Annotated in this window: 27 protein-coding genes, 1 tRNA gene and 1 other RNA gene; 9 read left to right on the plus strand and 20 right to left on the minus strand. The window is 70.2% G+C overall.

What is annotated here, in order from left to right:
- Positions 1-127 precede the first annotated feature (127 nt).
- A complete protein-coding gene (locus tag NE236_RS19485) occupies positions 128-727 on the minus strand; it encodes a peroxiredoxin-like family protein (RefSeq protein ID WP_252843450.1) in 600 nt (199 codons plus the stop codon).
- A gap of 71 nt (positions 728-798) precedes the next feature.
- Here NE236_RS19485 and NE236_RS19490 point away from each other — a divergent pair, with 71 nt between their 5' ends.
- Positions 799-1455: a TetR/AcrR family transcriptional regulator gene (locus tag NE236_RS19490; RefSeq protein ID WP_252843451.1), complete on the plus strand. Its 657-nt coding sequence runs from the start codon at positions 799-801 to the stop codon at positions 1453-1455.
- Positions 1456-1494: 39 nt separating this feature from the next.
- Here NE236_RS19490 and NE236_RS19495 read toward each other — a convergent pair whose 3' ends face one another.
- From NE236_RS19495 to pnuC, 3 genes are all read right to left on the minus strand, one after another.
- Entirely contained in the window at positions 1495-2001 is a 507-nt protein-coding gene (locus NE236_RS19495; protein WP_252843452.1) for a hypothetical protein, read from the minus strand.
- A gap of 141 nt (positions 2002-2142) precedes the next feature.
- Entirely contained in the window at positions 2143-3249 is a 1107-nt protein-coding gene (locus NE236_RS19500; protein WP_252843453.1) for an AAA family ATPase, read from the minus strand.
- Positions 3246-3896 (minus strand): nicotinamide riboside transporter PnuC, encoded by a 651-nt coding sequence (gene pnuC / locus NE236_RS19505; protein WP_252843454.1) that lies wholly within the window; start codon positions 3894-3896, stop codon positions 3246-3248. The genes NE236_RS19500 and pnuC overlap by 4 nt, the downstream gene beginning before the upstream one ends.
- Before the next feature lie 309 nt (positions 3897-4205).
- Between pnuC and NE236_RS19510 the strand changes: the two genes are divergently transcribed.
- Positions 4206-4646, plus strand: a complete 441-nt coding sequence (locus NE236_RS19510) for a hypothetical protein (protein WP_252843455.1) — start codon at positions 4206-4208, stop codon at positions 4644-4646.
- Between the two features lie 79 nt (positions 4647-4725).
- On the opposite strand, the gene NE236_RS19515 is transcribed toward NE236_RS19510, so the two are convergent.
- A complete protein-coding gene (locus NE236_RS19515; protein ID WP_252843456.1) occupies positions 4726-5541 on the minus strand; it encodes a PIG-L family deacetylase in 816 nt (271 codons plus the stop codon).
- A gap of 36 nt (positions 5542-5577) precedes the next feature.
- Positions 5578-5802 carry a hypothetical protein gene (locus NE236_RS19520; RefSeq protein ID WP_252843457.1) on the minus strand — a complete coding sequence of 75 codons (225 nt, stop codon included), beginning with the start codon at positions 5800-5802 and terminating at the stop codon, positions 5578-5580.
- Positions 5803-6056: 254 nt separating this feature from the next.
- Between NE236_RS19520 and NE236_RS19525 the strand changes: the two genes are divergently transcribed.
- Together NE236_RS19525 and NE236_RS19530 are read left to right on the plus strand one after the other, a co-directional pair.
- The gene (locus NE236_RS19525) at positions 6057-7028 is read left to right on the plus strand and encodes a D-alanyl-D-alanine carboxypeptidase family protein (RefSeq protein ID WP_252843458.1); all 972 of its coding nucleotides are present in this window, start codon (positions 6057-6059) and stop codon (positions 7026-7028) included.
- Positions 7029-7040: 12 nt separating this feature from the next.
- Complete coding sequence (locus NE236_RS19530; RefSeq protein ID WP_252843459.1) at positions 7041-8804, plus strand: S9 family peptidase; 1764 nt, start codon at positions 7041-7043, stop codon at positions 8802-8804.
- Between the two features lie 65 nt (positions 8805-8869).
- Here the strand turns inward: NE236_RS19530 and NE236_RS19535 are convergent, their stop codons facing one another.
- A complete protein-coding gene (locus tag NE236_RS19535) occupies positions 8870-9532 on the minus strand; it encodes a TetR/AcrR family transcriptional regulator (protein ID WP_252843460.1) in 663 nt (220 codons plus the stop codon).
- A gap of 157 nt (positions 9533-9689) precedes the next feature.
- Here NE236_RS19535 and NE236_RS19540 point away from each other — a divergent pair, with 157 nt between their 5' ends.
- Positions 9690-10769: a hypothetical protein gene (locus tag NE236_RS19540; protein WP_252843462.1), complete on the plus strand. Its 1080-nt coding sequence runs from the start codon at positions 9690-9692 to the stop codon at positions 10767-10769.
- Positions 10770-10926: 157 nt separating this feature from the next.
- On the opposite strand, the gene NE236_RS19545 is transcribed toward NE236_RS19540, so the two are convergent.
- The 7 genes from NE236_RS19545 to ffs form a co-directional block, all read right to left on the minus strand.
- Complete coding sequence (locus tag NE236_RS19545) at positions 10927-11997, minus strand: aspartate-semialdehyde dehydrogenase (RefSeq protein ID WP_252843464.1); 1071 nt, start codon at positions 11995-11997, stop codon at positions 10927-10929.
- On the minus strand, positions 11994-13262 hold the full coding sequence (locus tag NE236_RS19550) for an aspartate kinase (protein ID WP_252843465.1): 1269 nt from the start codon (positions 13260-13262) through the stop codon (positions 11994-11996). The genes NE236_RS19545 and NE236_RS19550 overlap by 4 nt, the downstream gene beginning before the upstream one ends.
- A 275-nt stretch (positions 13263-13537) precedes the next feature.
- Positions 13538-14086: a DUF5063 domain-containing protein gene (locus NE236_RS19555; RefSeq protein ID WP_252843466.1), complete on the minus strand. Its 549-nt coding sequence runs from the start codon at positions 14084-14086 to the stop codon at positions 13538-13540.
- Positions 14079-14678 carry a recombination mediator RecR gene (gene recR / locus NE236_RS19560; RefSeq protein ID WP_252843467.1) on the minus strand — a complete coding sequence of 200 codons (600 nt, stop codon included), beginning with the start codon at positions 14676-14678 and terminating at the stop codon, positions 14079-14081. The genes NE236_RS19555 and recR overlap by 8 nt, the downstream gene beginning before the upstream one ends.
- Before the next feature lie 242 nt (positions 14679-14920).
- Positions 14921-15280 carry a YbaB/EbfC family nucleoid-associated protein gene (locus NE236_RS19565; RefSeq protein ID WP_252843468.1) on the minus strand — a complete coding sequence of 120 codons (360 nt, stop codon included), beginning with the start codon at positions 15278-15280 and terminating at the stop codon, positions 14921-14923.
- A 215-nt stretch (positions 15281-15495) separates the two neighbouring features.
- Positions 15496-17637 carry a DNA polymerase III subunit gamma and tau gene (locus NE236_RS19570; protein WP_252843469.1) on the minus strand — a complete coding sequence of 714 codons (2142 nt, stop codon included), beginning with the start codon at positions 17635-17637 and terminating at the stop codon, positions 15496-15498.
- Between the two features lie 22 nt (positions 17638-17659).
- Positions 17660-17756: signal recognition particle sRNA small type (gene ffs, locus NE236_RS19575), an RNA gene on the minus strand.
- A gap of 50 nt (positions 17757-17806) precedes the next feature.
- Here ffs and NE236_RS19580 point away from each other — a divergent pair.
- The 4 genes from NE236_RS19580 (at position 17807) to NE236_RS19595 (ending at position 19646) form a co-directional block, all read left to right on the plus strand.
- Positions 17807-18148: a DUF952 domain-containing protein gene (locus NE236_RS19580; protein WP_252843470.1), complete on the plus strand. Its 342-nt coding sequence runs from the start codon at positions 17807-17809 to the stop codon at positions 18146-18148.
- A gap of 10 nt (positions 18149-18158) precedes the next feature.
- A tRNA-Ser gene (locus tag NE236_RS19585) sits at positions 18159-18246 on the plus strand.
- Between the two features lie 341 nt (positions 18247-18587).
- A complete protein-coding gene (locus NE236_RS19590) occupies positions 18588-18743 on the plus strand; it encodes a hypothetical protein (RefSeq protein ID WP_252843471.1) in 156 nt (51 codons plus the stop codon).
- A gap of 189 nt (positions 18744-18932) precedes the next feature.
- Positions 18933-19646, plus strand: coding sequence for an IS630 family transposase (locus NE236_RS19595; RefSeq protein ID WP_289850626.1), 714 nt, complete (start codon positions 18933-18935; stop codon positions 19644-19646).
- An 807-nt stretch (positions 19647-20453) separates the two neighbouring features.
- Here the strand turns inward: NE236_RS19595 and NE236_RS19600 are convergent.
- The 6 genes from NE236_RS19600 to NE236_RS19625 form a co-directional block, all read right to left on the minus strand.
- Positions 20454-20951 (minus strand): GNAT family N-acetyltransferase, encoded by a 498-nt coding sequence (locus NE236_RS19600; protein ID WP_252843473.1) that lies wholly within the window; start codon positions 20949-20951, stop codon positions 20454-20456.
- Between the two features lie 53 nt (positions 20952-21004).
- Entirely contained in the window at positions 21005-21460 is a 456-nt protein-coding gene (locus NE236_RS19605; RefSeq protein ID WP_252843474.1) for a S24/S26 family peptidase, read from the minus strand.
- Complete coding sequence (locus NE236_RS19610; protein ID WP_252843475.1) at positions 21457-23388, minus strand: ABC transporter ATP-binding protein; 1932 nt, start codon at positions 23386-23388, stop codon at positions 21457-21459. The genes NE236_RS19605 and NE236_RS19610 overlap by 4 nt, the downstream gene beginning before the upstream one ends.
- Positions 23385-23960: a peroxiredoxin family protein gene (locus tag NE236_RS19615; RefSeq protein ID WP_252843476.1), complete on the minus strand. Its 576-nt coding sequence runs from the start codon at positions 23958-23960 to the stop codon at positions 23385-23387. The genes NE236_RS19610 and NE236_RS19615 overlap by 4 nt, the downstream gene beginning before the upstream one ends.
- 25 nt (positions 23961-23985) lie before the next feature.
- Positions 23986-24528: a MauE/DoxX family redox-associated membrane protein gene (locus NE236_RS19620; protein ID WP_252843477.1), complete on the minus strand. Its 543-nt coding sequence runs from the start codon at positions 24526-24528 to the stop codon at positions 23986-23988.
- 150 nt (positions 24529-24678) lie between these two features.
- On the minus strand, positions 24679-24882 hold the full coding sequence (locus tag NE236_RS19625) for a hypothetical protein (protein ID WP_252843478.1): 204 nt from the start codon (positions 24880-24882) through the stop codon (positions 24679-24681).
- Positions 24883-24936: the final 54 nt, after the last annotated feature.

A 24936-nucleotide genomic window follows, 5' to 3' on the forward strand; every position in this document is an offset into this window, starting at 1 on the left:
CGTACGGCCGCCCGCGCCGACCACACACAAAGTGATGTTCTCGATCACCGTGACCTGGCCGAACGCGAGATCGACCGTGCGTTTGTGTGCAGACGGGTCCGCACCGCCGCTCCGCGACGCGGCTTGGTCACCGGTCCTGGGCCGCCGGGCGCGGGCTGCGGGAGGCCTGGGCGAGCAGTTCGTCGACGGACCACTGGTCGTAGACGTGCTCGCCGTACTTGCAGGCCAGCACGCGGCCGTCCTCGGCGATCAGAAAGTCGGCGGGCAGGCCGAAGCGTCCGCCGTGCGGGTTGGCCGCGGGGCCGTGCTCGCGCCTGCGGATGATGGCCCACGTGCTGCGCAGGACCGCCCGGAGGATCGGGATCCAGGCACGCGGGTGCAGGAGCGCCCGCCGCGCCGATTCGACGCCGAACTCGACGTACAGCCGCTTGTCCGGGTCGGCGATGACGGCGAACGGCAGGTCGGCGGTGTGCTCCCGCAGTTCGTCGGCGGGCGAGTGGAATACGACGACCTCGCGGATGCCGGCCGCCTCGATCTCGGCATGGCGCCGCACGATCGACCGTAGGTGGAGATTGCACACCGGGCAGCCCGCGAAGCGGCGGAACTGCAAGTGGACGAGGCGTCCGGGCTCCGGGACACGGATCGGCGGCCCGGAGACGGGGGTGAACTCGCGGCCCCCGATCACGGTGCCGGGGTGGGGCCTGTGGAGATCGCCGTGCGCGGCCATCACGTCACCTTCCCTGTAGGCGTACAACATACGCTAACACGGGTAGGCGTACCTTGTACGCTGTCAGGACCATGCCACGTCCACGCTCACTCACCGACACTCAGATCGCGGCGGCGGCGCTCGCGGTCATCGACCGCGACGGGCTCGCCGCCCTGACGATGCGCGCGGTCGCAAAGGAGCTCGGCATGGGGACGATGTCCCTGTACCGCTACGTCGACGACCGCGAGCAGCTCGAGGGACTGGTCGTCGAACGCGTGCTCGGCGCGGTCGACACCACACCCCCGGCCGGCTCATCGTGGCGGGAACGGCTCGCGACCATGGTCGAGCGCGTCCGTGGCGCCGTCGGCGCCCATCCCCAGGTGGTGCCGCTGATGCTGACCCACCGCCAGAGTTCTCCGAGCAGCCGCCACTGGGCGGAGTCCGTCCTCGGCATCCTGACCGAGGCGGGGATCGACGGCGAGCGGCGCGTCATCGCCCTGCGCGGCCTGCTCGGCTACCTCATCGGGGCGATCCAGCTGGAGCACCTCGGCCCGCTGTCCGGTACGGGCACGCGGACGATGGCGGCACTGCCGGGCGACGATTTCCCGCTCCTGGCCGAGACGGCGCGGCAGGCCGCGGGGATCACGTTGGACGAGGAGTTCCACCGGGGTCTCGCCATCCTCCTGAACGGCCTGGCCGACGAGGCCCGGGCGGGCGGAAGGCCGCGATCCCCTGCGCGCCGCCGATGACGCGGCTCGGGAACGTGGGTTCTCAAGGGCGGGCGGTGGTCAGCGGAGATCGATGCTGCCGTGGGCCAACTCACGGTCACCGAGGAGGACGTCCGTCCCTTCGGGCAGCAAAGGCGGGATGAGCGCCGGCAGGTCGATCCCCGCCCAGTCGACGCGGACCTCGAGTGACCGGTGCTCCGCGGGCGCCACGATCTCTTCGGCCGGCAGCACCCGGACGCGCTCCGCGCCGTCCGGCGTCGCGAGGAGCGCGTAGGCGCCCACCGGCTCGGGCTCCCCGCCGTGGACCCGCCGCTCGGAGTCCCAGGTGATCTCCGTCAGCCCGGGGAGCTTCAGCCCGACGAACGGGTACAGGTCGCGCGCCGACACCTCCTCGCCCCGCTGGTAGACGCGGATGGCGAGGGTGCCGCCGGAGTGCGGGCTCCAGCCGGTGCGGAGGAAGCCGGCGACGGCGTGCCGCAGACCGGGCAGGTCGGTGAAGGTCCGCAGGTGTCCGCGGCCGCCGCTTCCCGCGACGGCCGACTCCTCGAACAGGTAGTAGCTGTACATGCGGCGTCTCCGACGAAGGTGTGGCCGGGTGTGACCGGAGCGTAGCCGACCAGCGCATACGGAGTGGTCACGATTCGATGGCCGTTCGTGCCGTACGCCCGAGTTGGTGCTCCAGACCCAATCCTCACCAGGACCTGGGCACTACAACGGGTCGGAGAACGTCCAGCCCTTTTCCAGGAGGGAGTCGATCTCGGTGACGGCGGTGGTGAGGCGTTCCTCGTGGGTTCCGGTCACGACGATGTACGGGAGGCCGCGCCGGTCGAGTTCTTCGCGGAACCGCGCCGACATCCGCTCCCGGATCGACTCACCGTCGCGCCAGCCGTCCTGTTCGAAGGGCACGCCGGCGGTGTCCGTGAGGATCCACAGGTCGTGGCGGGCGCGGGCGTGGAGGCGCTCGACATCGGGCGAGAGGGCGCCGAGGTAGCGCTCGTGCCACAGGGAGGTGGCGAAGGCGTCGGTGTCACAGATCAGCAGGGGCGAGCCGGAGCGGGCGGCGGCGTCCTCCAGGGCGAGGTGCCGCTCGGCGATCAGGGTGAACTCCTCCGACGACCAGGCGAGGTCGCCGATCCACACGTTGGGGTCGGTGCGCCGGGCGACGGCCAGCTTCTCCTCGCAGTACAGGCGGCCGTACTCCGGGACCCAGCGGGTCGACGCCCACACGCCGCCGCGGGCGGAGTAGTGCGCGGCGAGGGCGCGGCTGAGCGTGGTGGTGCCCGAGGACTCCGCGCCGACGAGGACGACGCGCCGGGTCAGATACGCGCGTACGGCGGGCGAGAGCCACGGCCGGCAGGCGACGGGGTCGCTCCGGACGGCGGTGCCGCTCACCGGGAACCGGCCGCGCGGCGGATCGACGGGAACGTGCGCGGCGGCGAACCGCCGTGCCAGTTCGGGGCCGTACTCCTCGGAGCTGAACACCGCGTCGACCGGGGGCAGGCCGAGCGCGCCGACGCCGTGCCCGGACGCCGCGCTCAGGCCGGCCCGGAACGCCGCGACGTGCGCCGCCCAGATCGCGTCGGAGTCGTAGTCCACCTCGACGTCGTCGACGACCGGGACGATCTCGACGTGCGGCTGCGGGTGCCGCTCCCGGAGCCAGGCCGTGCGCAGGGCCAGGGGGATGCTCTCCGCGGTCGAGGCGGCCACCACGACGGTCACGCGCTCGCAGGCGTCCGCCGCGGTGTCGATCAGATGGTGGTGGCCGGCGTGCGGGGGATAGAACTTGCCGATCACCAGCCCGTGCCGGTACGTCATGGGGCCACCAGGACGGACGCCGCCCGCCGGCCCGCCCAGTCCTTCCGCCAGGCGAGCAGCCCGGCGACGCACAGCGCCAGGAAGACGACGTAGAGGGCGCTGGTCAGGTAGAGGTGCTTGTAGGCGTACAGCGGGATGTAGATCAGGTCGGCGGCGATCCACAGCCACCACGACTCGAGCAGTTTGCGGCTCTGACCGTACGTCGCGGCCAGCGAGATCGCGGTGGTCAGCGCGTCCCAGAAGGGGACGTTCGAGTCGGTCCAGGCGCTGAGCGCCCACGTCAGCAGGCCGGTGGCGGCGATCCCGGCGACCGCGAGCCCGGCCCACTCGGTGCCGGACGTGCGCTGGACGACCCGTTCACCGCGATCCCGCCCGCCGTACAGCCACTCCCACCAGCCCCACGCCTGCAGCACGACGTACACGACCTGCAGCCCCGCGTCGGCGTACAGGCCGCCGTCCACGAAGATCAGGCCGAGCAGGACGACGTTGGCGATGCCGATCGGCCAGTTGGCGATGTTCTGCCGTACGACGAGCCAGACGTTGACCACACCGGTGGCGAAGCCGAGGACCTCCGCCCAGGTCGTGGGCGTACCGCCGAGGGTGATGGCGGGCTCCAGGAGGGGACCCAGCAGGCTGTGCAGCGACAACGCGGCGCGCTCCCATGATCAGACAGTGGCCAGCAGAACCTAACATCCCGGACTTTGGTCACACGAGGGGAAAAACGCCGCACAGAGCTCGGCGCGCGGACGCCGAGCCCGCATGGCGAAGAACGCAGTCCCTTAGCACATGGGTCGCGGAATCGACAGAGTCCCGCACATCAATCTCCGCCATTCACAACGGGAAAGGCGTCCTAATTCCGTCGGCAGATCTTCCATCAAGAACTTTTTTGTTGGTAGTTTCCGCTCGCCGTCGGTCGAGAAGCGGCACGATATCCCCCCTCGTTAAGGAGACTCGTCATGGCACTCCTCCGTAAGGCGATCGTCGCGACCGCCGTGGCCGGTGTGGCCCTGGCCGGAGCCGCGGGCACCGCCTCCGCCGGTATCGTTCCTCCCAAGCCGAAGCCGGGCCACTTCACGGCCTATGGCCCCGCCGTGAAGAAGGTCCACGGGAAGGTCGTCCACCTCCAGACGGTGACCGGAACCGCGAAGGTCACCGCGTGGACGACGGTGAAATGGAACGCCGTCAACAAGACCTACAACAAGAAGACGCACAAGGGCGCCATCACGGTGGTCTTCACCTACGTCAACGCCGCGCACCAGGCCAAGACCAAGCCCTTCACCGTCAAGGCCACGGCCGACGTCACGTTCGCCATCCCGATGAGGCTGAAGCAGCTCACGGTGCAGGTGTTCCAGGGCAAGAAGCACGGCGCGCGGGTCGCGATCCTGGGCGGCAAGTGACACGCCGTTGATACACGTGATCCGTACCCGGGCGCCATGGCGCGGACGCCCGGGTACGGATCGCTTCTGACCGAGGGTCTCAGCGGAGGCCGGCGAACAGGTCGTCCTCCTGGCCGGGCGCGGTGACGGTGCTGAGGCGCCGGACGAAGGCCTCGTGGCCGAGCGCCCGAAGCTGGGCCTCCTCGGGCATCCGCAGCAGGAAGATGCTGTCGCCCTGGCTGGCGTGCGCCTCCAGGGCCTTGCGCTTGCGTTCGAAGTACGCGGAGACGTCCACCACTGTGGTGATCTCCTCGTCGGGGGTGCCGAAGTCGTCGGGGAGCTCGAAGTCGCCCATGTCCGCGCCGGTGCTCCGCAGGTACTCCATCATCTCGGCGATCCGGGCCCGGGACACGGCGGTCTCGTAGAGCTTGCGCGGGATGCCCGTCGCCTCGGCCGCGGCGATCGCGATGCGGTGCGCCTGGATGTGGTCGGGGTGTCCGTACCCGCCGTTCTCGTCGTAGGTGACGACCACCTGCGGCCGGTACTTCTCCATGAGCTCGCTCAGGCGCGCGGCCGCCCGCTCGACCGGCACGTTGCTGAAGACGGCGGCGTCGGCGTTGGCGTCCCACCCGGCCATTCCGGAGTCGGGATAGCCGAGTAGTTCGACGTGGCCGATCGCCAGGTGGGCGGCGGACTCGCGCAGCTCGGCGAGCCGGAGGCGGCTCACCTCCGCCGGGTCGTGGCCCGGCTGCCCGGGCTTGATCCCGCCCGGGGCGTCGCCCTGCTCACCGTTGGTACAGGTCACCAGGACGGTCCGGATGCCCTCCTCGGCGTACTGCGCGAAGATCCCACCGGTACTGAGCACCTCGTCGTCCGGGTGCGCGTGCACGGCCATCAGTGTGAGTTCGGATTCCATGGGTCCCAGGATGCCCGTACGCGGCGGGCTCCGGCGTCAGCGGGAGCGGCGCCGGCGGCGACGCCAGATCTTGGCGCATTCCTCGCAGGTGTCCGGGGGAGGCGCGGACGAGGACTCTCCGCGCACCGTCATGACCGCGCCGCAGTACGCGACCACGGTGCTCCCCACCGGCCGGACGGGAGGGGGATATCCGTGTGTGACCTCCTCGTCGCCGGCGCCGGCCGGCCTGAGGGCGAGGTCTGTCGAGGGTCTCGGCGTCACCCTTCAACGGTACGGCGTGCGCCGCCGAACGTCCCGATCAGATCTGGAACGGCCAGGAACATCCCGGTGGTCCGTCGCCCGGCCAGGGCCCTCCCCGGCGTCCCCCCGCACGCGGACGAACGTTCCCCGGACTCGGTCTGCGACGTTCGTTCCCTGTGTGACCAGAACCGGCCCGAATGCCCCTCAGAGGCGCTTGCGTCCGAATTGATCAACTGCGAGCATGCTTACTCCCCCCATCATTCCCAGGAGTATTCATGCGTTCCAGCGCGCGCCTGGTCGCCGCAACTGTCGCGGGCACCCTCATCGGCTCACTCCCGCTGACCGCCCCGAACGCCCTCGCCGCCACCGCCGGCCCCGCCGCCGACACGAAGGCCGGCCTCGTCTCCTCCTCGGCCACCACCCAGGCATCCGCGCCGTCCGGCGTCTACGCCAAGGGCGCGTACCTCTACGACGCCGGCAAGGGCAAGAAGCTGTGGGGCAGGGCCACCACGACCAAACGCCCCATCGGCAGCATGACCAAGGTCATGACCGCGCTCCTCGTGATCCAGGCCGGCAACCTCGACCGCACGATCACCGTCAAGAAGAAGTACGTCGACTACGTCACGGGCAACGACGCCAGCTCCGCCGGGCTCAAGACCGGTGACAAGGTCACGGCCCGGCAGCTGCTGAACGCCATGATGCTGCCCTCCGGCTGCGACGCGGCGTACGCCCTCGCCGACGTGTACGGCCCCGGCCCCACGAAGTTCGTCGCCAAGATGAACAAGACCGCCAAGTCGCTCGGCATGACGAGCACCTACTTCCGTACGTTCGACGGGCTGCCGACCTCCTCGCACAAGGAGGGGTACTCCACGCCGAGCAACCTGATGAAGCTGGCCAAGAAGGCCATGACCAGCTCGAATTTCCGTACGGTCGTGGCCCGCAAGACGTACTCGCTGTCGAAGACGAGCGGGCACCACGCCTACAAGTGGACCAACACGAACCTGCTCCTCGGCTCCTACAGCGGCACCATCGGCATCAAGACCGGCCACACGAACGGCGCCGGGTACTGCCTGCTGTTCGCTTCCAAGCGCGGTGGCCGCACCCTCTACGGTCTCGTCCTGAACAGCACGACCACCGACACGAACCGCCGGTTCACCGACGCGGCGAAGATGCTCGACTGGGCGTACGGCACCAAGTCGGCGCAGATGCGTCTGCGGTCTCTGCCGTCGGGCGCGGCCACGGACTGACACACTTGACACATGGTTGACGACGAACTCTGGAAGGCCCGTTTCCGGGCCGCCCGGGTGAGCCTGCCCGGCTGGGCGCATGACGCGCCGCACCGCTCGGTGTACCGCTCGAACGCCACGGGGACCTGGGAGCTCTACGCCTGGGACCGTACGACGGGCGACCGCCGGCAGGTCACCGACCGGCCGAACGGCACCTGGACCGGCGGCATCGAACCGACCGGTGAGTGGATCTGGTGGTTCTCCGACAGCGACGGCAACGAGTTCGGCGTGTGGAAGCGCCAGCCGTTCGGCGGCGGTCCGGACGAACCCGCCGTGCCCGCGCTGGAACCCTCCTACCCGGCCGGGCTCTCCGTGGCGTCCAGCGGACTGTCCGTCGTCGGCCGGTCCACGGAGGGCTGCACGACGATCCACATGTGCCCTCCGGGAACCGACCCGTACGTCCTCTACACGCACGCCGAGGACGCGTACGTGATCGACCTGGCCCAGGACGAGTCGCTCGTCGCGATCAACCACAGTGAGCACGGCGACAGCCGGCACATGGCGCTGCGGGTCGTCCTGCCGGACGGCGAGGTCGTCGCCGACCTGTGGGACGGCCCGGGCAAGGGGCTGAACGGGTTGTCGTTCTCGCCGGTCCCCGGCGATCAGCGGTTCCTCGTCGAGCACGAGCGCCGTGGCAAGCCGGAGCCGCTGATCTGGCATCCGCTGACCGGGGAGGTCCAGGAGATCACGCTAGACCTGCCCGGGGAGATCGGCGCCGACTGGTACCCCGACGGGTCCGCGCTGCTCGTCTCGCACTCCCACCACGCGCGCGACGAGCTGTACCGCTACGACCTGACGAGCGGCGAGCCGACGAAGATCGACACGCCGCGCGGAGTGATCGGCGGCGCGGCCGCCCGCCCGGACGGCACGGTCGAGTTCGCCTGGTCGTCGTCGGCGTCCCCACCCGTCATCCGGTCCACGTCCGGCGCGGTCGTGCTCACGGCGCCGGGCCCGTCCGCGCCCGAGTCCGTCCCGGTGGAGGACGCCTGGGTGACCGGCCCGGGCGGCGACATCCACGCCCTGGTCTCCAAACCGGCCGGCGCGGGCCCGTACCCGACGGTCTTCGACGTCCACGGCGGGCCGACCGCCTACGACGCCGACTCCTTCTCCCCGGACGCCGCCGCCTGGGTGGATCACGGCTTCGCCGTCGTCCGCGTCAACTACCGGGGGTCCACCGGCTACGGAAGCACCTGGCGCGACGCCATCGAGGGCCGTCCCGGGCTGACCGAGCTCGAGGACATCAAGGCCGTCCGCGACTGGGCGGTCTCCTCCGGCCTCGCCGACCCGCGGCGGCTCGTGCTGACCGGCGGGTCCTGGGGCGGGTTCATCACCCTGCTCGGCATCGGGACGCACCCGGACGACTGGTCCGTCGCGATCGGCATCGTCCCCGTGGCCGACTACGTCGCCGCGTACGAGGACGAGATGGAGGCGCTGCAGGCGTTCGACCGGTCGCTGTTCGGCGGCTCGCCGGCCGACGTCCCCGAACGCTACACGGCGTCCTCCCCGATCACGTACGTCGAGCAGGTCACCGCCCCGGTGCTGGTCATGGCCGGGGAGAACGACCCGCGCTGCCCGATCCGCCAGATCGACAACTACCTGGCCCGGCTCCGCGAGCTGGGCAAGGAGCACGAGGTCTACCGGTACGACGCCGGGCACGGCTCCCTCGTGGTGGAGGAGCGCATCCGGCAGATGGCGGCGACGATCGACTTCGCCCGCAAGCACCTCGACATGACGTGAGCCGCAGGCCGGCCGGAGTCACGCGGTGACCCCGGCCGGCCTTCACGGCGAGGGCGCCCTACGGCTTACTTCCGCAGGTCGCGGTACGTGGACAGGGCCTCGCGGACGATCCCCCGCATGCCGGGCACCCGCGCGAGGCCGACGAGACGATCGATCAGCGGGACCGTGCGCTCGACGAGCCGGTAGGTCTTCGCGGCGCCCGGCGAACTGTCGTACACCCAGTGCAGGATCACGCCCATGGAGTAGAGCCACAGCAGCTCCGGCAGGTCCGCGCGGATCTCCGCGTCGGTCTTCAGGGTGGACCCCTCCACGACCTCGCGGTAGACGGCCACCGCGGCCTCGCGGACCGGCGCCGACTCGGCGCTGAACGGGCTGAGCGGACTCGTCGGCTCGGCCGCGTACTTGAAGAACTTCCCGGCGAACTCCTTGTACGGCTGCAGCGTGTCGATGCGGGCGCGCACGACGCCGAGCAGGCGCGCCCGGAACTCCCGCTCCCGGGCCAGGATCGCCTGGCACGCCTCGGTGTGGTCCTCCTGGGAGTGCTCGTAGTAGAGCTGGATCAGCTCTTCCTTCGAGGAGAAGTAGTAGTACGCGTTGCCGACGGACACACCGGCCTCGGCGGCGATCGCCCGCATCGTCGTGGCCTCGTAGCCACGCTCGCGGAACAGCCGCAGGGCGGTCTTGGCGATCAGCTCTCTCGTCTGCTCGGACTTGGTCGGTGCGGCCACAGCCGACACTGTACGGCCCCCCGCCGACCATCCGCGTCCGTCATCGACGCGCCAGAAGTCGGTGTGGATTCGGGAAAGCGGCGCGTCGCCTGCCGGAGTGTCGCGCCCGACGCGATCAATGCTGCGACTGGCGAATGCGACAGTACGGGAGGGCTTCATGTCGATACGCACTGCCGTGATCGTCGGCTGCGCCACGGGGTTCTGCACGTTAATGGCCGGTTCAGCGATGGCGCGCACCCACACTCCGGCGTCATCGCCCGATCTGCTGCACCAGCGGCTGGCCGGGGCGCTGTTCCGGGCCGAGGGGATCCGCTGGTTCTCCTCCGGGCACTGCACCCGGCGCGGCAACCCGCACTGCACCTCGTTCGAGGGGCTGCGGGCAGCGACCTTCAGCGGGCTGCTGGCGCTGAAGCAGGCCAGCCGCTGTCATCTGACCGTCTCCGGCGGCACGGAGGCGGGGCACGCGGTGGGCCGCTACAGCCACCACGCCGGCTACAAGCTCGATGTCCTGCCCAACCGGTGCCTCGACCACTACATCCCGCGCCACTTCGAGCGTGTCCCGACGCGGGGTGACGGTTCGACGCAATACCGCGGGCCTGGGCCCGTGACGTTCGCCCGCGAGGGGTCCCACTGGGACATCACCTTCGGCGGCGTTCCGGACTCACTGCCCGAGCACAAGGGCGTCAAGCCGCCGGCCGGGCCGGGAGACGACAAGCCGAGCATCGGACGCGGCGAGGACAAGCCGATGACCGGGCGCGGGGACGACAAGCCGATGACGGGGGGCGGGGACGATAAGGCTCTGATGGGGGGCGGCGGCGACCCGGACATCAGTGGCGACGACGACAGGGCCGTGACCGGCACCGGCGCGGACAAGCCGGGCACACCGCCTGGCGTGGACAAGCCGGGGACGTCTCTCGGCGCGGACAAGCCGGGCACACCGCCTGGCGTGGACAAGCCGGGAACGCCGCATGGCGCGGCCAAGCCTGGGGCGTCTCCCGGCGCGGCCAAGCCAGGGACGTCGCATGGCGCCGACAAGCCAGGGATGCCGCATGGCGCCGACAAGCCGGGAACGCCGCATGGCGCGGACAAGGCGGAGACCGGGCGCGGTGACGACAGGCACGGGCCAAGGCGCGGAGCCCTGCGGTCGGCGGGCGTGCCCCGGGCCGCCGGGACCAGGACCGACCGCAGGCACGCTGATGTCGTTTCCGGGTTGATCGACCCTGACGATGACGACTGAGGGTTTCCCGTGAAACATGAGCGACCCTGAAGTGAGGCCTCGGGGCGGGCGGTGTCCTGCCCCGGGGCCTCCCGGCAGGCGCTCGGCCGACGGCACCGGCCGGCGGTCCCCGAGTCCCGGCGGTGCGGTGCACCGCCGGGACCTCCGCCGCCGATGATCAGGCGGTGAACTCCGCGGCCACCAGCTCGGCGATCTCCGCGGCGTTCAACGCGGCGCCCTTGCGCAGGTTGTCGCCGCAGACGAACAGGTCGAGCGTGTTGGGGAAGTCGATCGCCTGGCGGATCCGGCCGACGTACGTCGGGTCCGTGCCGACGACGTCGGCGGGCGTCGGGAAGACGCCGTTCGCCGGGTCGTCCATGAGCACGACGGTCGGGGCGGCGTCCAGGATCGAGCGGGCACCCTCCACCGTGACCGGCCGCTCGAAGGTCGCGTGGACGGCCAGCGAGTGCGTGGTGATCACCGGCACCCGTACGCAGGTGGCGGAGACCTTCAGGTCGGGGATGCCGAGGATCTTCCGGGACTCGTTGCGGAGCTTGAGCTCCTCCGACGCCCAGCCGCCGTCCTTGAGCGAGCCCGCCCACGGCACGACGTTGAGCGCCATCGGCGCCGGGAACGGCGACTCGGTCTCGCCGAGGCGGTTCTGGATCGCCTTGCGCACGTCGCCGGCGGTCTGGCCGAGCGTACGGTCGCCGGCGACCGCCTCGATCTCGGCGTACAGCCGCTCCGAGCCGGCCACACCCGCGCCGGACACCGCCTGGTAGGAGGCGACGACGAGCGAGTCCAGGGCGAATTCCTCGTGCAGCGCGCCCATCGCGGCCATCATCGACAGGGTGGTGCAGTTCGGCGTGGAGATGATGTTCCGCGGCCGGTTGTGTACGGCCTCGGGGTTCACCTCGGGCACGACGAGCGGCACGTCGGGCTCCATCCGGAACGCGCCGGACTTGTCCACGACCACCGCGCCGCGCTCGGCGGCGACCGGCACCCAGACCTTCGACACCTCGTCCGGAACATCGAACATGGCGATGTCGACGCCGTCGAACACCTCGGGCGTCAGCTCCTGGACGACGAGCTCCTCGCCGCGTACCGGAAGCCGCTTGCCGGCGGAACGGGCGGATGCGACGAGACGGATCTCGCCGTAGACGTCCTCGCGGGAGGAGACGATCTCCCGCATGACGGTGCCGACCGCACCGGTGGCACCGACGAGGGCGAGCGTGGGCTTACGACTCATCGGCCGCTACCTCCGTAGACGACGGCCTCCACCTGGTCGGCGTCCAGGTCGAACGCCCGGTGGGCGGCGGTGACGGCGGCGTCGACGTCGTCCTGGTCGACGACCACCGAGATCCGGATCTCCGAGGTGGAGATCATCTCGATGTTGACGCCCGCGTCGGCGATCGAGCCGAAGAACTTGGCGGTCACGCCGGGGTGGGAGCGCATGCCCGCGCCGATCAGCGAGACCTTGCCGATCTGGTCGTCGTACCGGAGCGAGTCGAACCCGATCTGCTCCTTGATCTTGTTGAGGGCCTTGATCGCCGCCTGCCCGTCCGTGCGCGGCAGGGTGAAGGAGATGTCCGTGCGGTTGGTGGCCGCGGCCGAGACGTTCTGCACGATCATGTCGATGTTGATCTCGGTGTCGGCCAGCGTGGAGAAGATCTTCGCCGCCTCGCCCACCTTGTCGGGCACCCCGACGACCGTGATCTTCGCCTCGCTCCGGTCATGCGCGACGCCGGAGATGATCGCTTGTTCCATCTGGCTTCCCTCGATGCTGTTCTTGACCCAGGTGCCGGTCTTGTGGCTGAACGACGAGCGCACGTGAATCGGCATGCCGTACCGCCGGGCGTACTCGACGCTGCGCAGGTGCAGGATCTTGGCACCGCACGCCGCCATCTCCATCATCTCCTCGTAGGAGATCTCCGGGATGCGGCGCGCCGCGGGCACGATCCGCGGGTCGGCGGTGAAGACGCCGTCGACGTCGGTATAGATCTCGCAGACGTCCGCCCCGAGCGCGGCGGCCAGCGCGACCGCGGTCGTGTCGGTGCCGCCCCGGCCGAGCGTCGTGATGTCCTTGGTGTCCTGGGACACACCCTGGAACCCGGCGACGATCGCGATCGAGCCCTCGTCGATCGCGTCGCGGAGACGGCCGGGCGTCACGTCGATGATGCGCGCCTTGCCGTGCGTGCCGTCCGTGATCACACCGGCCTGGGAGCCGGTGAACGACCGCGCCTCGTAGCCGAGGTTGGCGATGGCCATGGCGAGCAGCGCCATGGAGATCCGCTCACCCGAGGTGAGCAGCATGTCCAGCTCACGGGCGGGAGGCAGGGGGCTTACCTGGTTGGCGAGATCGAGCAACTCGTCCGTCGTGTCACCCATGGCGGACACGGCGACGACGACGTCGTTTCCGTCCCGTTTCGTGGAGACGATGCGCTGGGCGACGCGCTTGATGCTCTCAGCGTCGGCGACGGAGGAGCCACCGTACTTCTGCACGACAAGGGCCACGCGTGTGCACTCCTCGGATCGGGAACAGGCAGTCGAAGCCCGAGTCTACCGAGGTCAGCGCAACACCCAGCGAAATTAGTCCGCTATGCGAGATTTCCCGAAAGTCGCATAACACTCCGGAAACCTTCCGCGGCATCCGCGCCCGACCCCACCGAGACGATGGTCTTTCGCGGTGGCCACCCGCACTCGGCGCGGAAAGGGCGGGCGCTCGCCGCCGCACTCGGCGCGGAAAGGACCGCGCTCACGGCCTCCTGTCCCTCCCGAAACGCCGTGCGTCAGCCGGCGACCGGTTCCTCCAGGACGTCGAGCCGCGCACTCGCCGAGACCGCGTACAGCGCCCGCAGAGCCGCGCCGGCGTGGTTGCCCCAGTGGTTGAAGTAGCTGTACTGCCACCACCACAGCGCCTCGAGCTTGCGGTCGGCGTCATAGTGACGGAGGCCGTGCACCAGGTCGCTGGCCACGTCGACAAGGTCGTCCGACAGGCGGTACGCCGTGGTCTCGGCGTCCTTGTACGGGTCGAACACCTCGGCGTACTCGTCGACGTCGGTCAGCCGCTCGGCCAGCCCCTGGCGGACCGTGTCGAGGTCCGGATCCTCCCCGACGTCCGGTTCCCAGTTGTCCGGCAGGATCACGTCCGTGCTGGCACCGAGCTGCGCCCCGGCCAGCGCGATCTGCGACACCTCCAGCAGCAGCAGCGGCACCGTGTGCCCCCCGGCCTCACCGCGCGCGACGGCGTTCAGGCCGGTCAGGTAGTTCTCGGCGTGCTTCGCCACGCGGTCGGCGAGCGTCATCCAGCTGTGCTCAGACTTGCTGTTCTCAGACATCGAGTAGTCTCCGTCCTTCAAACGCGCGACCGAGCGTGACCTCGTCGGCGTATTCCAGGTCGCCTCCCACCGGCAGTCCGCTGGCCAACCGGGTGACGGTGAGACCCATGGGTTTAACGAGCCGGGCAAGATAAGTGGCGGTCGCCTCGCCTTCGAGATTGGGATCGGTGGCGAGGATCAGCTCGGTGACCTCGCCGTCGGCGAGACGCTGCATGAGCTCCCGGATCCGCAGATTCTCCGGGCCGACGCCCTCGATCGGGCTGATCGCTCCGCCGAGCACGTGGTAGCGGCCGCGGAACTCACGCGTCTTCTCGATCGCGACGACGTCCTTCGGCTCCTCGACCACGCAGATCACATGCATGTCGCGGCGAGCGTCGCGGCAGATCCGGCACTGCTCGGCCTCGGCGACGTTTCCGCAGACGCTGCAGAACCGGACCTTGTCCTTGACTTCCCTCAGCGCCTCGGTCAGCCGCGTGACGTCGGCGGGATCCGCGGCGAGCAGGTGGAAGGCGATCCGCTGTGCGCTCTTCGGCCCGACACCGGGCAGCCTGCCCAACTCGTCGATGAGGTTCTGGACAACCCCTTCGTACACGGTCCCTCCCTTCTCCTCGTCGACGCGCTCACCGGGAGCGCTGTCTTCAGTGGGCGTTCTCCTGGAGGCCGTTTCCGGCGGCCCGGCCGCCGGACCGTCGGGTGGACGTTCCCCAGGCGGCGCTCGGCGGCCATGGGGAACGTCTCCGGACGCTCTTCGAGACCTCCCGATCGAAGGGTGTCCGGCGGCCGTGGCACGGCCGGTTCACGGGGAGGTGGCGGGCCGAGGCCCGCCGCCCCGGGTCACAGACCGGGCAGACCCAATCCGCCGCCCAGGCCGCCGCCCAATCCCTCAGTCAATGGTCCCATCTTCTCCTGCGCGAGCTTCTGGGCCTCTTCTCCCGCGTTGTGAATCGCCGCGAGCACCAGGTCGGCGATGGTCTCCGCGGTGTCCGCCGGGTCCTCGGGGTCGATCGCGGCAGGATCAATGACGATCTTGACGACCTCGCTCTGCCCGTTGACCGTCGCGGTGACCAACCCGCCGCCGGCGGTGCCCTGGATCTCCGTCTCGGCGAGTTCGCGTTGCAGGCCCATGAACTGCTCCTGCATGCGCTGCGCCTGCTGCAGCATCTGCTGAATATTCGGCTGGCCACCGGGTTCCACGGTGTTCTCCTCATTCGATCGTCCGTTGAGACGAGACTACGGGGTCCGACCGGGATCCGGTATGCGGCTCCGGGCAACCGGTACGGCGGTGCCGAAACGCCTCCGACCGGGCGGCGAGGCCCGTACGGAAGGCACGGTGAAGCCGCCGGTCGACCGAGGCAGGACGCCCCTTCACGGCGGCGTGACCACACCGTTGCCGAGCCTTTTACCGAGCGTCAGGTGTTGTCGAACTCCTGGATGACCTTCCCGCCGAGCACCTGCTCGATCAGTGCCATCCCAGTGAGCACGGACTCGCTCCCCGCGTCCGCGTCACCGTCCCGATCGACCTCATCCTCCTCGTCCACCGGCTCGGGCGGTGGCGGGACCGGGCTCGGCGACGGGACCGGCACGGACTCGGGCGGCGGCGTCGTACGGGTCTCACGGGACGGAGCCGCCGAAGCGCCCCAGCCGCCCGGATCCGGTGGCGGCGGCACCGGCCGCGAGCCCTGTCCCGAGCCGCCCGCGAGGACCGCGTCGATGCGCCAGTCGACGCCGAGGATCTCCTTCAGCGTGTCGCGGAGGACGGCGTCCTTGCCTCCGGTCGTGAAGCCGCGCCGCTTCCCCTCGTTGGCGAACGCGAGAGTGAGGACCTCCCCCTGCAGCGACGCGATCTCCACGCCCTCCATCAGGACGATCCAGGCGACCTTGCTGCGCTGCTTGACCGCCTCCAGGATGTCGACCCACATCCCCCGGATCGCGGCGACGTCCACCCCCCTTGCCGGTGCGGCGGCACCGGTCGGGGCTTCGGGCGCGGGCGACGACGGGGACGGCGTGGACGTCGGCCGCCCCGCGGCGGACGACTGCCCGGAGGCGGGCGTCGAGCCGCCCCCCGCCGACTGCCCGGCCTCAGAGGGCCGGGCGGTCACGGGCCAGCCCGCGCTCCCGCTTCGGGCCCCGCCAGGCGAGCCGTCCTCGGAATTCCGCTGGGCGGGCGGGGACTGCCGCCTCTCGACGGCAGGGGGCTGCGACGGCCTCGTCTGCCGTGAGAGTGGCGATTCGTGCTCTTGTGGGACGGGCGCAGGGGGCTGCGGCCGCGCGGCCTCGGGCGGAGCCGGGGGCAGGCCCTGCGCAGCGGCCGGCTGGGGACGGCTCGGGGCGGCGGACGGCTGCGACGGGGACTCCGTCGGTACGGGCGCGGCGGCAGCGGCCTGGCCCCCGATGGCGACGCGGCGCTCCAGCCGCTCGAGACGGGTCAGCAGCGACGCCTCGTCGTCGTACGCGCCGGGCAGCAGGATCCGGGCGCCGATCAGCTCGAGCAGCAGCCGCGGCGACGTCGCCCCGCGCATCTCCGTGAGGCCGGTGTGGAGCAGGTCGGCGGCGCGCGTCAGCTCCGCGGGACCGAGCCGCGCCGCCTGCGCCTGCATCCGCTCCAGCTCGTCCGGGGGCACGTTCAGGAGGCCCGTCGCACCGGAGTCCGGGACGTTCGACAGGATGACGAGGTCACGGAAGCGCTCGAGCAGGTCGGCGGCGAACCGCCGGGGGTCCTGCCCGCCCTCCATCACGCGGTCGATGGCGGCGAACACCGCCGCGCCGTCGCGGGACGCCACCGCGTCCACGACCTCGTCCAGGAGCGACGAGTCGGTGTAGCCGAGCAGCGAGACCGCGCGGGCGTACGTGATGCCCTCTTCGCCCGAGCCCGCGAGCAGCTGGTCGAGGATCGACTCGGAGTCACGGGCGGACCCGGCCCCGGCGCGTACGACCAGCGGGATGGCGGCGGGCTCGTACGGCACGCCCTCCTTCTGGAGGATGTCCTCGAGCAGCTCGCGGAGGGTGCCCGGCGGGATCAGCCGGAACGGATAGTGGTGCGTACGCGACCGGATCGTCCCGATGACCTTCTCGGGCTCGGTCGTCGCGAAGATGAACTTCAGGTGCGGCGGCGGCTCCTCGACGAGCTTCAGCAGCGCGTTGAACCCCTCACGGGTCACCATGTGCGCTTCGTCGATGATGTAAATCTTGTAGCGCGCCGCCACCGGCGCGAAGAAGGCGCGCTCCCGCAGGTCACGCGCGTCGTCGACGCCACCGTGCGAGGCGGCGTCGATCTCGATGACGTCGATGTGGCCGACGCCCGACGGCCCGAGGGCGACACAGGACTCGCACTCGCCGCACGGCTCCGGAGTCGGACCCTTCTCACAGTTGAGCGAGCGGGCGAGGATGCGCGCACTGGAGGTCTTACCGCAGCCCCGCGGGCCACTGAACAGGTACGCATGGTGGATGCGCCCGTTACGCAACGCCTGCTGAAGCGGCTCGGCGACGTGCTCCTGCCCCTTGAGCTCGGCGAACGTCGCTGGCCGGTACTTGCGGTACAGAGCCAGACTCATCAGGGTCCGTCCTCGTCGAAAAGCAGAGGACCCCCCGCACACCCGTCAGAGCCTGCTTATCCTTGCTGCCTTCCGGCCCTGGGGAGGTTCACAGGATGGACGCCGTGCGAGGGGTCTGCCCCGAGTCTATGGCATCCGTCGTACGGGTTCGGCCCGTACGCTCTCCTTCATGTCAGGCGATCTCGACGACCCGCGTTCACTGATCTTCCACATCGCAGAACGGGCGGCATGGGAGGCGGCCCGGGACACCGGCCGCCCGTACGAGGTGTCGACCCGCGGCCGCACCCTCGCGGAGGAGGGCTTCATCCACGCCTCCCGCGACGAGGAGCAGGTACGCAACGTCCGGCGCGCCTTCTACGCCGGCCTCGACGACCTGGTCCTCCTCGTCATCGACCCGGAGGACCTGGACGTCCGGCACGAACCCGTCGGCGACGACGTCTTCCCCCACATCTACGGCCCGATCCCGCCGAGCGCGGTCATCGATGTTCGCGCACTACCGGAGAACCGGTAGGATCTGCGACGGAGGATTCGCCTAGTGGCCTAGGGCGCACGCTTGGAAAGCGTGTTGGTGGCAACGCCTCGCGAGTTCGAATCTCGCATCCTCCGCCACCCTGATCAGGCAAGACGTCGGGCCCGCACCCCAGGGGTGCCGGCCCGACGTGCTTCCTCGCATGTCGACCAAGGTCAGGCGGACCCACGGGTTGTCATAGATCGTGCGCTCGCCGAAGACCGTCGTCCTCAACTCTTCCGGACGCTCAGGAGTGCTCACCCACAGGGCGGTACCGGCCCCGGCCTACGTCTTGCTCGCTACATGGCGCGAAACATCGCAGGATCAGCGGAACCGGGCATGCAACTCCTCGCCATGCCCGGACGGTGTCGATTAGCCCCTCCAACAGGAGACGGCCCCGCGTTGGAAAGCGCGGACGATCAAGACACCAAGGAGACACGCCATGCCGAACAACCAGGACAGCGCCGGCTCGAACGAGCAGCAGCCCGCGCCGACCCAGCAGGAGATCGCCGCCGCACTGGTGGCCGAGGTGCAGAAGGGCGCCGGTAACGACTTCGTCGTCACGTCGATCAGGCTGGACGGCGAGGACGTGTCGTAACCGCGGCGCCGGTAGGTCGCGCCTTCCCCTGATCTGACCAGGGACGGGTGAACACAGGTGTCCCGGTGGGGCGACGGCTTCAACGCCGCCGCTCCCGCCGGGACACTTCTTTTTCACCGCACCGGTCAGTCTCAGTTCTAGTCTCGTTCGGAGGGCTTCGGCACCGACTGACGCACCGCCCCACCCCTGATGGCAGTCTGCCTAAAACCACAGTGGCGTGCTGAGCTCGACCTCTGCGATCCGTGGCACAACGGCCGGGGTCGCCGCCCAGACGACGGGCGAGTCGTGTGCGCTGATGAGTTCGGTCCGTTGAACCTGCACCCACGCCCCGGCCACGCCTGGCGGTCGAGTGGTCATCCGGCGCGGCTGCGCGCCACCTACAACCGCCGAGGCGGGGTCCGGCACATGCTCGCCGCCCTCGACCTGGCCAGCGGGAAGATGATCTACCGCATTCGGGCGCGCAAACGCTCCGGTGAATTCTTGTCCTTCCTGAAGATCCTGCGCGCCCGCCGGCCCGGCGAGAAGCTGTATCTGATCTGCGACAACTTCTCGCCCCACAAGCACTCCGACGTGACTTGTCGGGCGGCCGACAACGACATCGAGCTGGTGTTCTTGCCGACGTATGCCTCGTGGTTGAACTGGATCGAAGCCGAGTTCGCCGCCCTACGTTACTTCGCCCTGAGCGAAGGAGACTTCGAGCAGGGCAATTGCGTGCTGATGCTACCTCGCGGTATGCGTGTAGCAGTAGCCGACCACGTGGTACGTCTTCCCCTTGCCGAAATACTGGCCGGTAATCTTAATGTACGCCTTGAACGACTTCACCTTATAGAGCGGGTGGGCCATCAGTTTGCCGTACTTGCCGCGCGGGACGACGTACGAGCCAGCCGCGGCCATGGCGTATGACCTGGTCACGTCGTACCCGACGGCGGCCGAAAGACCATCGACCTCGACGCCTATCGTCGAGGAGTAGGTGTTACTGACAGTCCTGGTCTGAGTCAGGGTAAGGGTCATGGGGCCGGGTCCCTGCGCCGTGATCACCGTCTTCTTGCCGCACTTCTTGCCGACGTACTTGATGTGCTTGTAGACGAGCGGATGAAACGGTCGACGGGCGGCCGCCGGGGAGGCGGAATTCGGTGGGCTAACTCTGTCACTGGTGACCGCGGTAGCTGTCGTTCCGGGCACGCGCACCGGTTGCGCAACGGCAGCCGAACCGGTTGCGACAGTTCCCGCGAGAACAGCTCCGGCGACCAATGATGTCCGCACGCCGCGGACCGCTGCCGACTTACTTGTCTTCACAGCTTATTTCCCTTCCGGCCTATGGAGTATGTGGCGTTGCCGTGTGTCCCACCCCCAAGAGGACAACTGGCCAACGACAGCCTCCGTACGGTTGCGTATGGAGACAATACGGCACCGTATGGTCGCATGCAAGTCAGATTTCGATCCCATGCGGATGCGCCTCGTCGGCGACGGGCACACCGCCGGCCGGGCGTTCGCACGTGGTCCACGGCAGACCCAAAGAGGCACAACCCCAGCGGGCGACGGCTGACCGCGCAGGACTGGGTCGACGTGGCCCTCGCAGCCATCGGCGAGGGCGGCCTGGCCACGGTGGCGGTCGAGCCTCTCGCCAAGCGGCTGGGGGCCACAATGCGATGGCGGAGGCGGCCACGACATGCCCGGAGCTGATACTCGCCGGACACAGGTGGGTTGGGGTCAGGTGTGCCGGGGCAAGGCAAGCCAGTCCTGCCAGGAGATGTCACGGCCCAGGTAGCGGGGCCGCCGGAACGGCCAGTCGGCGGCGATCCACTGCGGCACCAGCGCGTCCAGCGCGTGCTCCACCTCGCTGCCGAGCAGTTCGTCCACCACCCACCAGGAGATCTCGCCGTCGGCGCCGACCCGCTCGGGCGGGTCGATGTAGACGCAGCCGAGGATGGCGGTCTCCGTCGCGTCGAACAGTGCGTAGTTGAAGGACTGGTGGGCAGCGATCTCCTTCTCGTGCCGGAGGAGGTCCACACGGTCCTCCTCGTAGGTCATCGTCTCCTTGGGCCAGCCCCAGGCCGGACCGAAGATGCCCCACAGCCGCTCACGGGAGCCCATCACGGCCGGGTAGTCGAGCTCGGTATCGGCCTCCTTGATCGGCCGCAGGTGATGTGCGCCGCCGGGCAGCGGGACGTGGACGGGGTGGGCGAAATCGTCGGGCAGCCAGCTCATGGGGCCGAGGCTACGTTAAACAGATCGCGGAGCACGGGTGATCCCACCTCCGGTCAGGCGCGCTCGCCCCCGGTGCGCAGCCGCAGCAGCACCACTCCGTACATCCGGTCCGCCGGGCACAGGCCCCACTGTTTGGAATCCTCCGAGCGGGGGTGGTCTCCGCGCAGCACCAGCATGCCCGGCGGTACGCGGCCGGGCCGGTTCCCCGCCACCCAGGGGGGTACCGGGTCCCCGGTCGCCGCGACGACCCGTTTGACGTACCACCCGGCGGCTCCGAAGGGGTCGACGGGGCCGTTCCACCCCGCGTGCCGGTCGGGCCGCTGGACGACCACGATCTGGCCGGGCCGGGCCCGGCGGCGGTGGCGCAGCACCAGCAGCACATCACCGTGGTGCAGGGTCGGGGTCATGCTGCCGCCCCGCACGGTGACGGTGGACAGCAGCAGCCGGGCTGCCAGCGCGGCCCCGATCACCAGGGCCGCCGCGACGGCCCAGCCCAGGGCCTGGCTCATCCGGCGGACACCGTGGTCGGCGCCGTCTCGCTCTCCCCGGGCAGCGGCCCGGCGCTGCCCGCCGACGGCGCCGGGTCCTCCTGGTAGCCCTCCGCCTGACTGCGGAATAGCTGGGCGTAGACACCGTCCGGGGACGCGATGAGGGAGGCGTGGTCGCCACTCTCCAGGATCTGGCCGTCCTGCACGACGACGATCCGGTCGGCCCGGCGGACGGCGCTGAGCCGGTGGGAGATCAGGACGCTGGTGGAGCCCGCGCGCAGTTCCCGCAGCCGGTCGTGGACCGCCGCCTCGGCCACCGCGTCGAGGCCGGAGCTGGGCTCGTCCAGGATCATCAGGTCGCGGCCCTGACGCATCAGCCCGCGGGCCAGCGCCAGGCGCTGCCACTGTCCGCCGGAGAGGTGGACGCCGGTCGTCCGCGCGGCCTCCTCTTTGTCGTCCTCCTCATCTCCTGCGTGGAACAGCCTGCTCAGCATCGTCTGGTAGCCGGCCGGCAGCCGCTCGACGGTCTCGTGGACCCCGGCGCGCTCGGCGGCGGCACGGACCCGGTCCGGGTCGTCGATCGCCTCCAGGTCCCCGAGTCCGATGTTCTCGGCGGCGGTGAGGTCGTAGTCCATGTAGTCCTGAAACACCGCCCCGATCCGCTGACGTAGCTGCGCCACGGGAACGTCGCGGATGTCCACCCCGTCCCACAGCACAGCGCCGCGCTGCGGATCGTAGAACCGGCAGAGCAGCTTGACGAGTGTGCTCTTGCCGGCGCCGTTGAGCCCGACGACGGCCAGGCTGGTGCCGTGCGGGATGGTCAGGTTCAGCCCGCGCAGCACCCACGGGGCGTCCTCGCCGTAGCGGAACCACACATCGCGCAGTTCGATGGAATGGGCCAGCGGGGCGCGCTCCCGCGGCTGCGAGGGCCCGGCCAGGTCGTCCCGGATCCCGACCACCGTCAGATAGTGGTGGAAGACCAGAGCGGACTGATGTCCCATGGCGATGCCCTGCACCAGGGCACTGAGCCCGGACTGGACCCCGGCCAGGGCGCCGATGAAGACCGACACATCGCCGATGCTGATCGTCCTGGCGGCCGCGGCGTGCACGGCCCACAGCAGCCCCCCGGCCGCCAGCAGCGCCCCGAGGGCGGCGAGGAAGACCTGGACGCGCACCACGCTCCGCTCCAGCCGGTCCTCGGCGTTGTTGGCCGCGCGCAGTTCGGTGAGCATCCGGCCGTGCAGGAAGCTCCCCAGCCCGAACAGGCGGACCTCCTTGGCGGCCTGCAGGTCCGTCAGCAGCATCTGGTAGAAGATCTTGCGCCGCATGCCGGGGCTGGTGCGCCACATCAGCCCTGCCCGCCGCCGGCTGAGCGTCAGATGGGCGATCATCGCGGGTGCGGCGGCCGCCAGCGCGGCGCCCGCCATGATCGGGTTGATCGCCACCAGGGTACCCAGGAACCCGGCGATGGCCAGGGTCCCCTGCAGGGCGGACAGGCCCATGTGGACCAGCTGGTCCGGGGCGTGTTCGGCGGACTGCTGGGCCAGCCGCAGCCGGTCGTGGAAGCGCGGCTCCTCCAGGCGTGCCAGCCCGTTCATCCGGTTGACCGCGCCGAACAGCCGGTCCTGTGAGAGCAGGCCGATGGCGCGCCGGGCGCGCCCCTGCGCATAAGTGGTGACGGCCGAGGTGGTGGCCATCGCGATGCCCAGGGCACCGATTCCGGCCGCCATCCACCCCAGCGCCCCGGTTCGGGGGTGGGCGGCGGTGAGCTCGTCGAGCGCGACCTTGGTCAGCCAGGCGGTGGCCACTGGCGCCATGCCACCGATCACCGCCATGACAAGCTGGAGGAACAGCATGCTGGGGCAGGCCTGCCAGGCGAGCGCGTAGGCCGCCTTCATCCCGCGGACGACGGAGACGCCGGACTCCGTCACGTCATCGTCGCCGCTCACGGCACCGAAGGCCGCGCGGGCTCGCCCAGCCCCTGCAGGCCGACACTGGCGGCGGTGGCGACCCCGTCAGGGCCGTAGTGGGCGAACCCGGGGTAGAAGCGGACCCCGAAGGCAGTGCCGACGGGCGCGTCGAGGAATTCAGGCACCACCTGGTCCGCGACGCCGACGAGCCGGGCGGCCAGTTCACTACCGGCCGCGTCGACACCGACCACCGTGGCCAGTACCTGACCTCCCGCGTCCCGCACCCGGCGCGCGTGCTCGGCGAACTCCGGCACGCTGTCGTCGCAGCTCGAGCAGTCCAGCGACAGGAAGGCGATCAGCACCGGCCGACCGGCCAGCTCGTCCCTGGTGACCGTCGCGCCGTCGGCGGTGGTCGCCGTGAACTCGGGCATCCGGTCTCCGGGCGCGATGCCCAGTTCCGGGTCCCTGTCGAAGGAGTCGGGGTCGTGGTGGTGGGCGGCCGGCGGAGCGCTCAGACGGGCACGCCAGCGACGCGCCACGGCCACGGTCAGCACGAGGTTCAGCGCGGTGAGTGCCGCGACCAGAACGAGCCCTGCGACGAGGTATTCCACGGATGTCCTTTCCGGCTCCGGCGTCTCACCGGCCGAGGTCCCCGGCCGCGACCGGGGACTGGAAGAGCGCGGCGATGTCATCGACGAAGGCGGTCAAAGTGGTGAGCAGGCCCGCCGAGACCACGGCCAGCGCGATCCCTGGTGCCTGGCCGGGAACGCCGTCGCCGAGTGATATCGCCATGAACGAGCCCAGGCTCGCCGCCGCCAGCAGCACCGCGTTGCGGGCGATGTGCCAGCCGCTCATGGGCACTTCGCCGGCACCGAAGCAGGCGCACGTCACCTTTTTCCCGCGGGCCACGACGAGGATCGGGACGGCCGTCAGGCCGCAGCAGAACAGTGCGGCGGCGAGGAAACCGGCGGTGACGGTGGCGGGCAGGGCCAGCAGCAGCGCGATGAGCAGCTCGGCGGCCGGGACCAGCACGGCCAGCGGGCGGCGCAGCCGCGCGGGAATGAAGTCGAAGCCTTTCAGGGAGGCGGCGAAGACACCTGGTGAACGCAGCTTGGCCACCGCCGCCAGTGTCATCACCGCCGCCAGGGTGAGGCGGCAGGCGAACGATACGTACAGCACGGAAGCTCCTGGACGAGGTGGTGCGGGAGCGCGCGGGCACCCTGGCGGAGGCGGGCACACGCGTTCAGGGAGAGCCGGGGCCGGCGTGGCCGCCCTCGCCGAGGACGGCCACGCGACTGTCAAGCAGGCGTTACGCAGGCCGACAAGGCATCAGCAGTTGTTCTGGCTGGTGATGTACCAGACGGTGCAGTGAGTCACGCAGTTGCCGCTGGTCGAGCAGGTGCGCACCCAGCACTCCCCGTCAAACCTCTTGAATTGGGTTTGCGTGTCCGGCGGGCAACCGGCGTCGGCGGTGGTCGTGGGAAGCAGCGCCTCGATGGCGCGGGTGACACGCCGGGTCGCGCTTTGGAACATGGTTCCTCCTTGTGGTGGGGTGATCTGTTTCCACGCACGGGCCGAGTGCCGCCG

The organism is Actinoallomurus purpureus (assembly GCF_024055795.1).
GTDB classification, from domain to species: domain Bacteria; phylum Actinomycetota; class Actinomycetes; order Streptosporangiales; family Streptosporangiaceae; genus Actinoallomurus; species Actinoallomurus purpureus.

Bases quoted from the DNA above. Each gene is read 5' to 3' on its own strand.
- NE236_RS19555 (WP_252843466.1), bottom strand. From the start codon at position 14,086: ATGTCTGAGAACAGCAAGTCTGAGCACAGCTGGATGACGCTCGCCGAC.
- NE236_RS19515 (WP_252843456.1), bottom strand. From the start codon at position 5,541: ATGGAATCCGAACTCACACTGATGGCCGTGCACGCGCACCCGGACGAC.
- NE236_RS19500 (WP_252843453.1), bottom strand. From the start codon at position 3,249: ATGACGTACCGGCACGGGCTGGTGATCGGCAAGTTCTATCCCCCGCAC.
- NE236_RS19510 (WP_252843455.1), top strand. From the start codon at position 4,206: ATGGCACTCCTCCGTAAGGCGATCGTCGCGACCGCCGTGGCCGGTGTG.
- NE236_RS19605 (WP_252843474.1), bottom strand. From the start codon at position 21,460: ATGAGCCAGGCCCTGGGCTGGGCCGTCGCGGCGGCCCTGGTGATCGGG.
- NE236_RS19485 (WP_252843450.1), bottom strand. From the start codon at position 727: ATGGCCGCGCACGGCGATCTCCACAGGCCCCACCCCGGCACCGTGATC.
- NE236_RS19595 (WP_289850626.1), top strand. From the start codon at position 18,933: ATGGCAGTCTGCCTAAAACCACAGTGGCGTGCTGAGCTCGACCTCTGC.
- NE236_RS19590 (WP_252843471.1), top strand. From the start codon at position 18,588: ATGCCGAACAACCAGGACAGCGCCGGCTCGAACGAGCAGCAGCCCGCG.
- NE236_RS19545 (WP_252843464.1), bottom strand. From the start codon at position 11,997: ATGAGTCGTAAGCCCACGCTCGCCCTCGTCGGTGCCACCGGTGCGGTC.
- NE236_RS19525 (WP_252843458.1), top strand. From the start codon at position 6,057: ATGCGTTCCAGCGCGCGCCTGGTCGCCGCAACTGTCGCGGGCACCCTC.
- NE236_RS19580 (WP_252843470.1), top strand. From the start codon at position 17,807: ATGTCAGGCGATCTCGACGACCCGCGTTCACTGATCTTCCACATCGCA.
- NE236_RS19600 (WP_252843473.1), bottom strand. From the start codon at position 20,951: ATGAGCTGGCTGCCCGACGATTTCGCCCACCCCGTCCACGTCCCGCTG.
- NE236_RS19495 (WP_252843452.1), bottom strand. From the start codon at position 2,001: ATGTACAGCTACTACCTGTTCGAGGAGTCGGCCGTCGCGGGAAGCGGC.
- NE236_RS19540 (WP_252843462.1), top strand. From the start codon at position 9,690: ATGTCGATACGCACTGCCGTGATCGTCGGCTGCGCCACGGGGTTCTGC.
- NE236_RS19625 (WP_252843478.1), bottom strand. From the start codon at position 24,882: ATGTTCCAAAGCGCGACCCGGCGTGTCACCCGCGCCATCGAGGCGCTG.
- NE236_RS19570 (WP_252843469.1), bottom strand. From the start codon at position 17,637: ATGAGTCTGGCTCTGTACCGCAAGTACCGGCCAGCGACGTTCGCCGAG.
- NE236_RS19530 (WP_252843459.1), top strand. From the start codon at position 7,041: ATGGTTGACGACGAACTCTGGAAGGCCCGTTTCCGGGCCGCCCGGGTG.
- NE236_RS19490 (WP_252843451.1), top strand. From the start codon at position 799: ATGCCACGTCCACGCTCACTCACCGACACTCAGATCGCGGCGGCGGCG.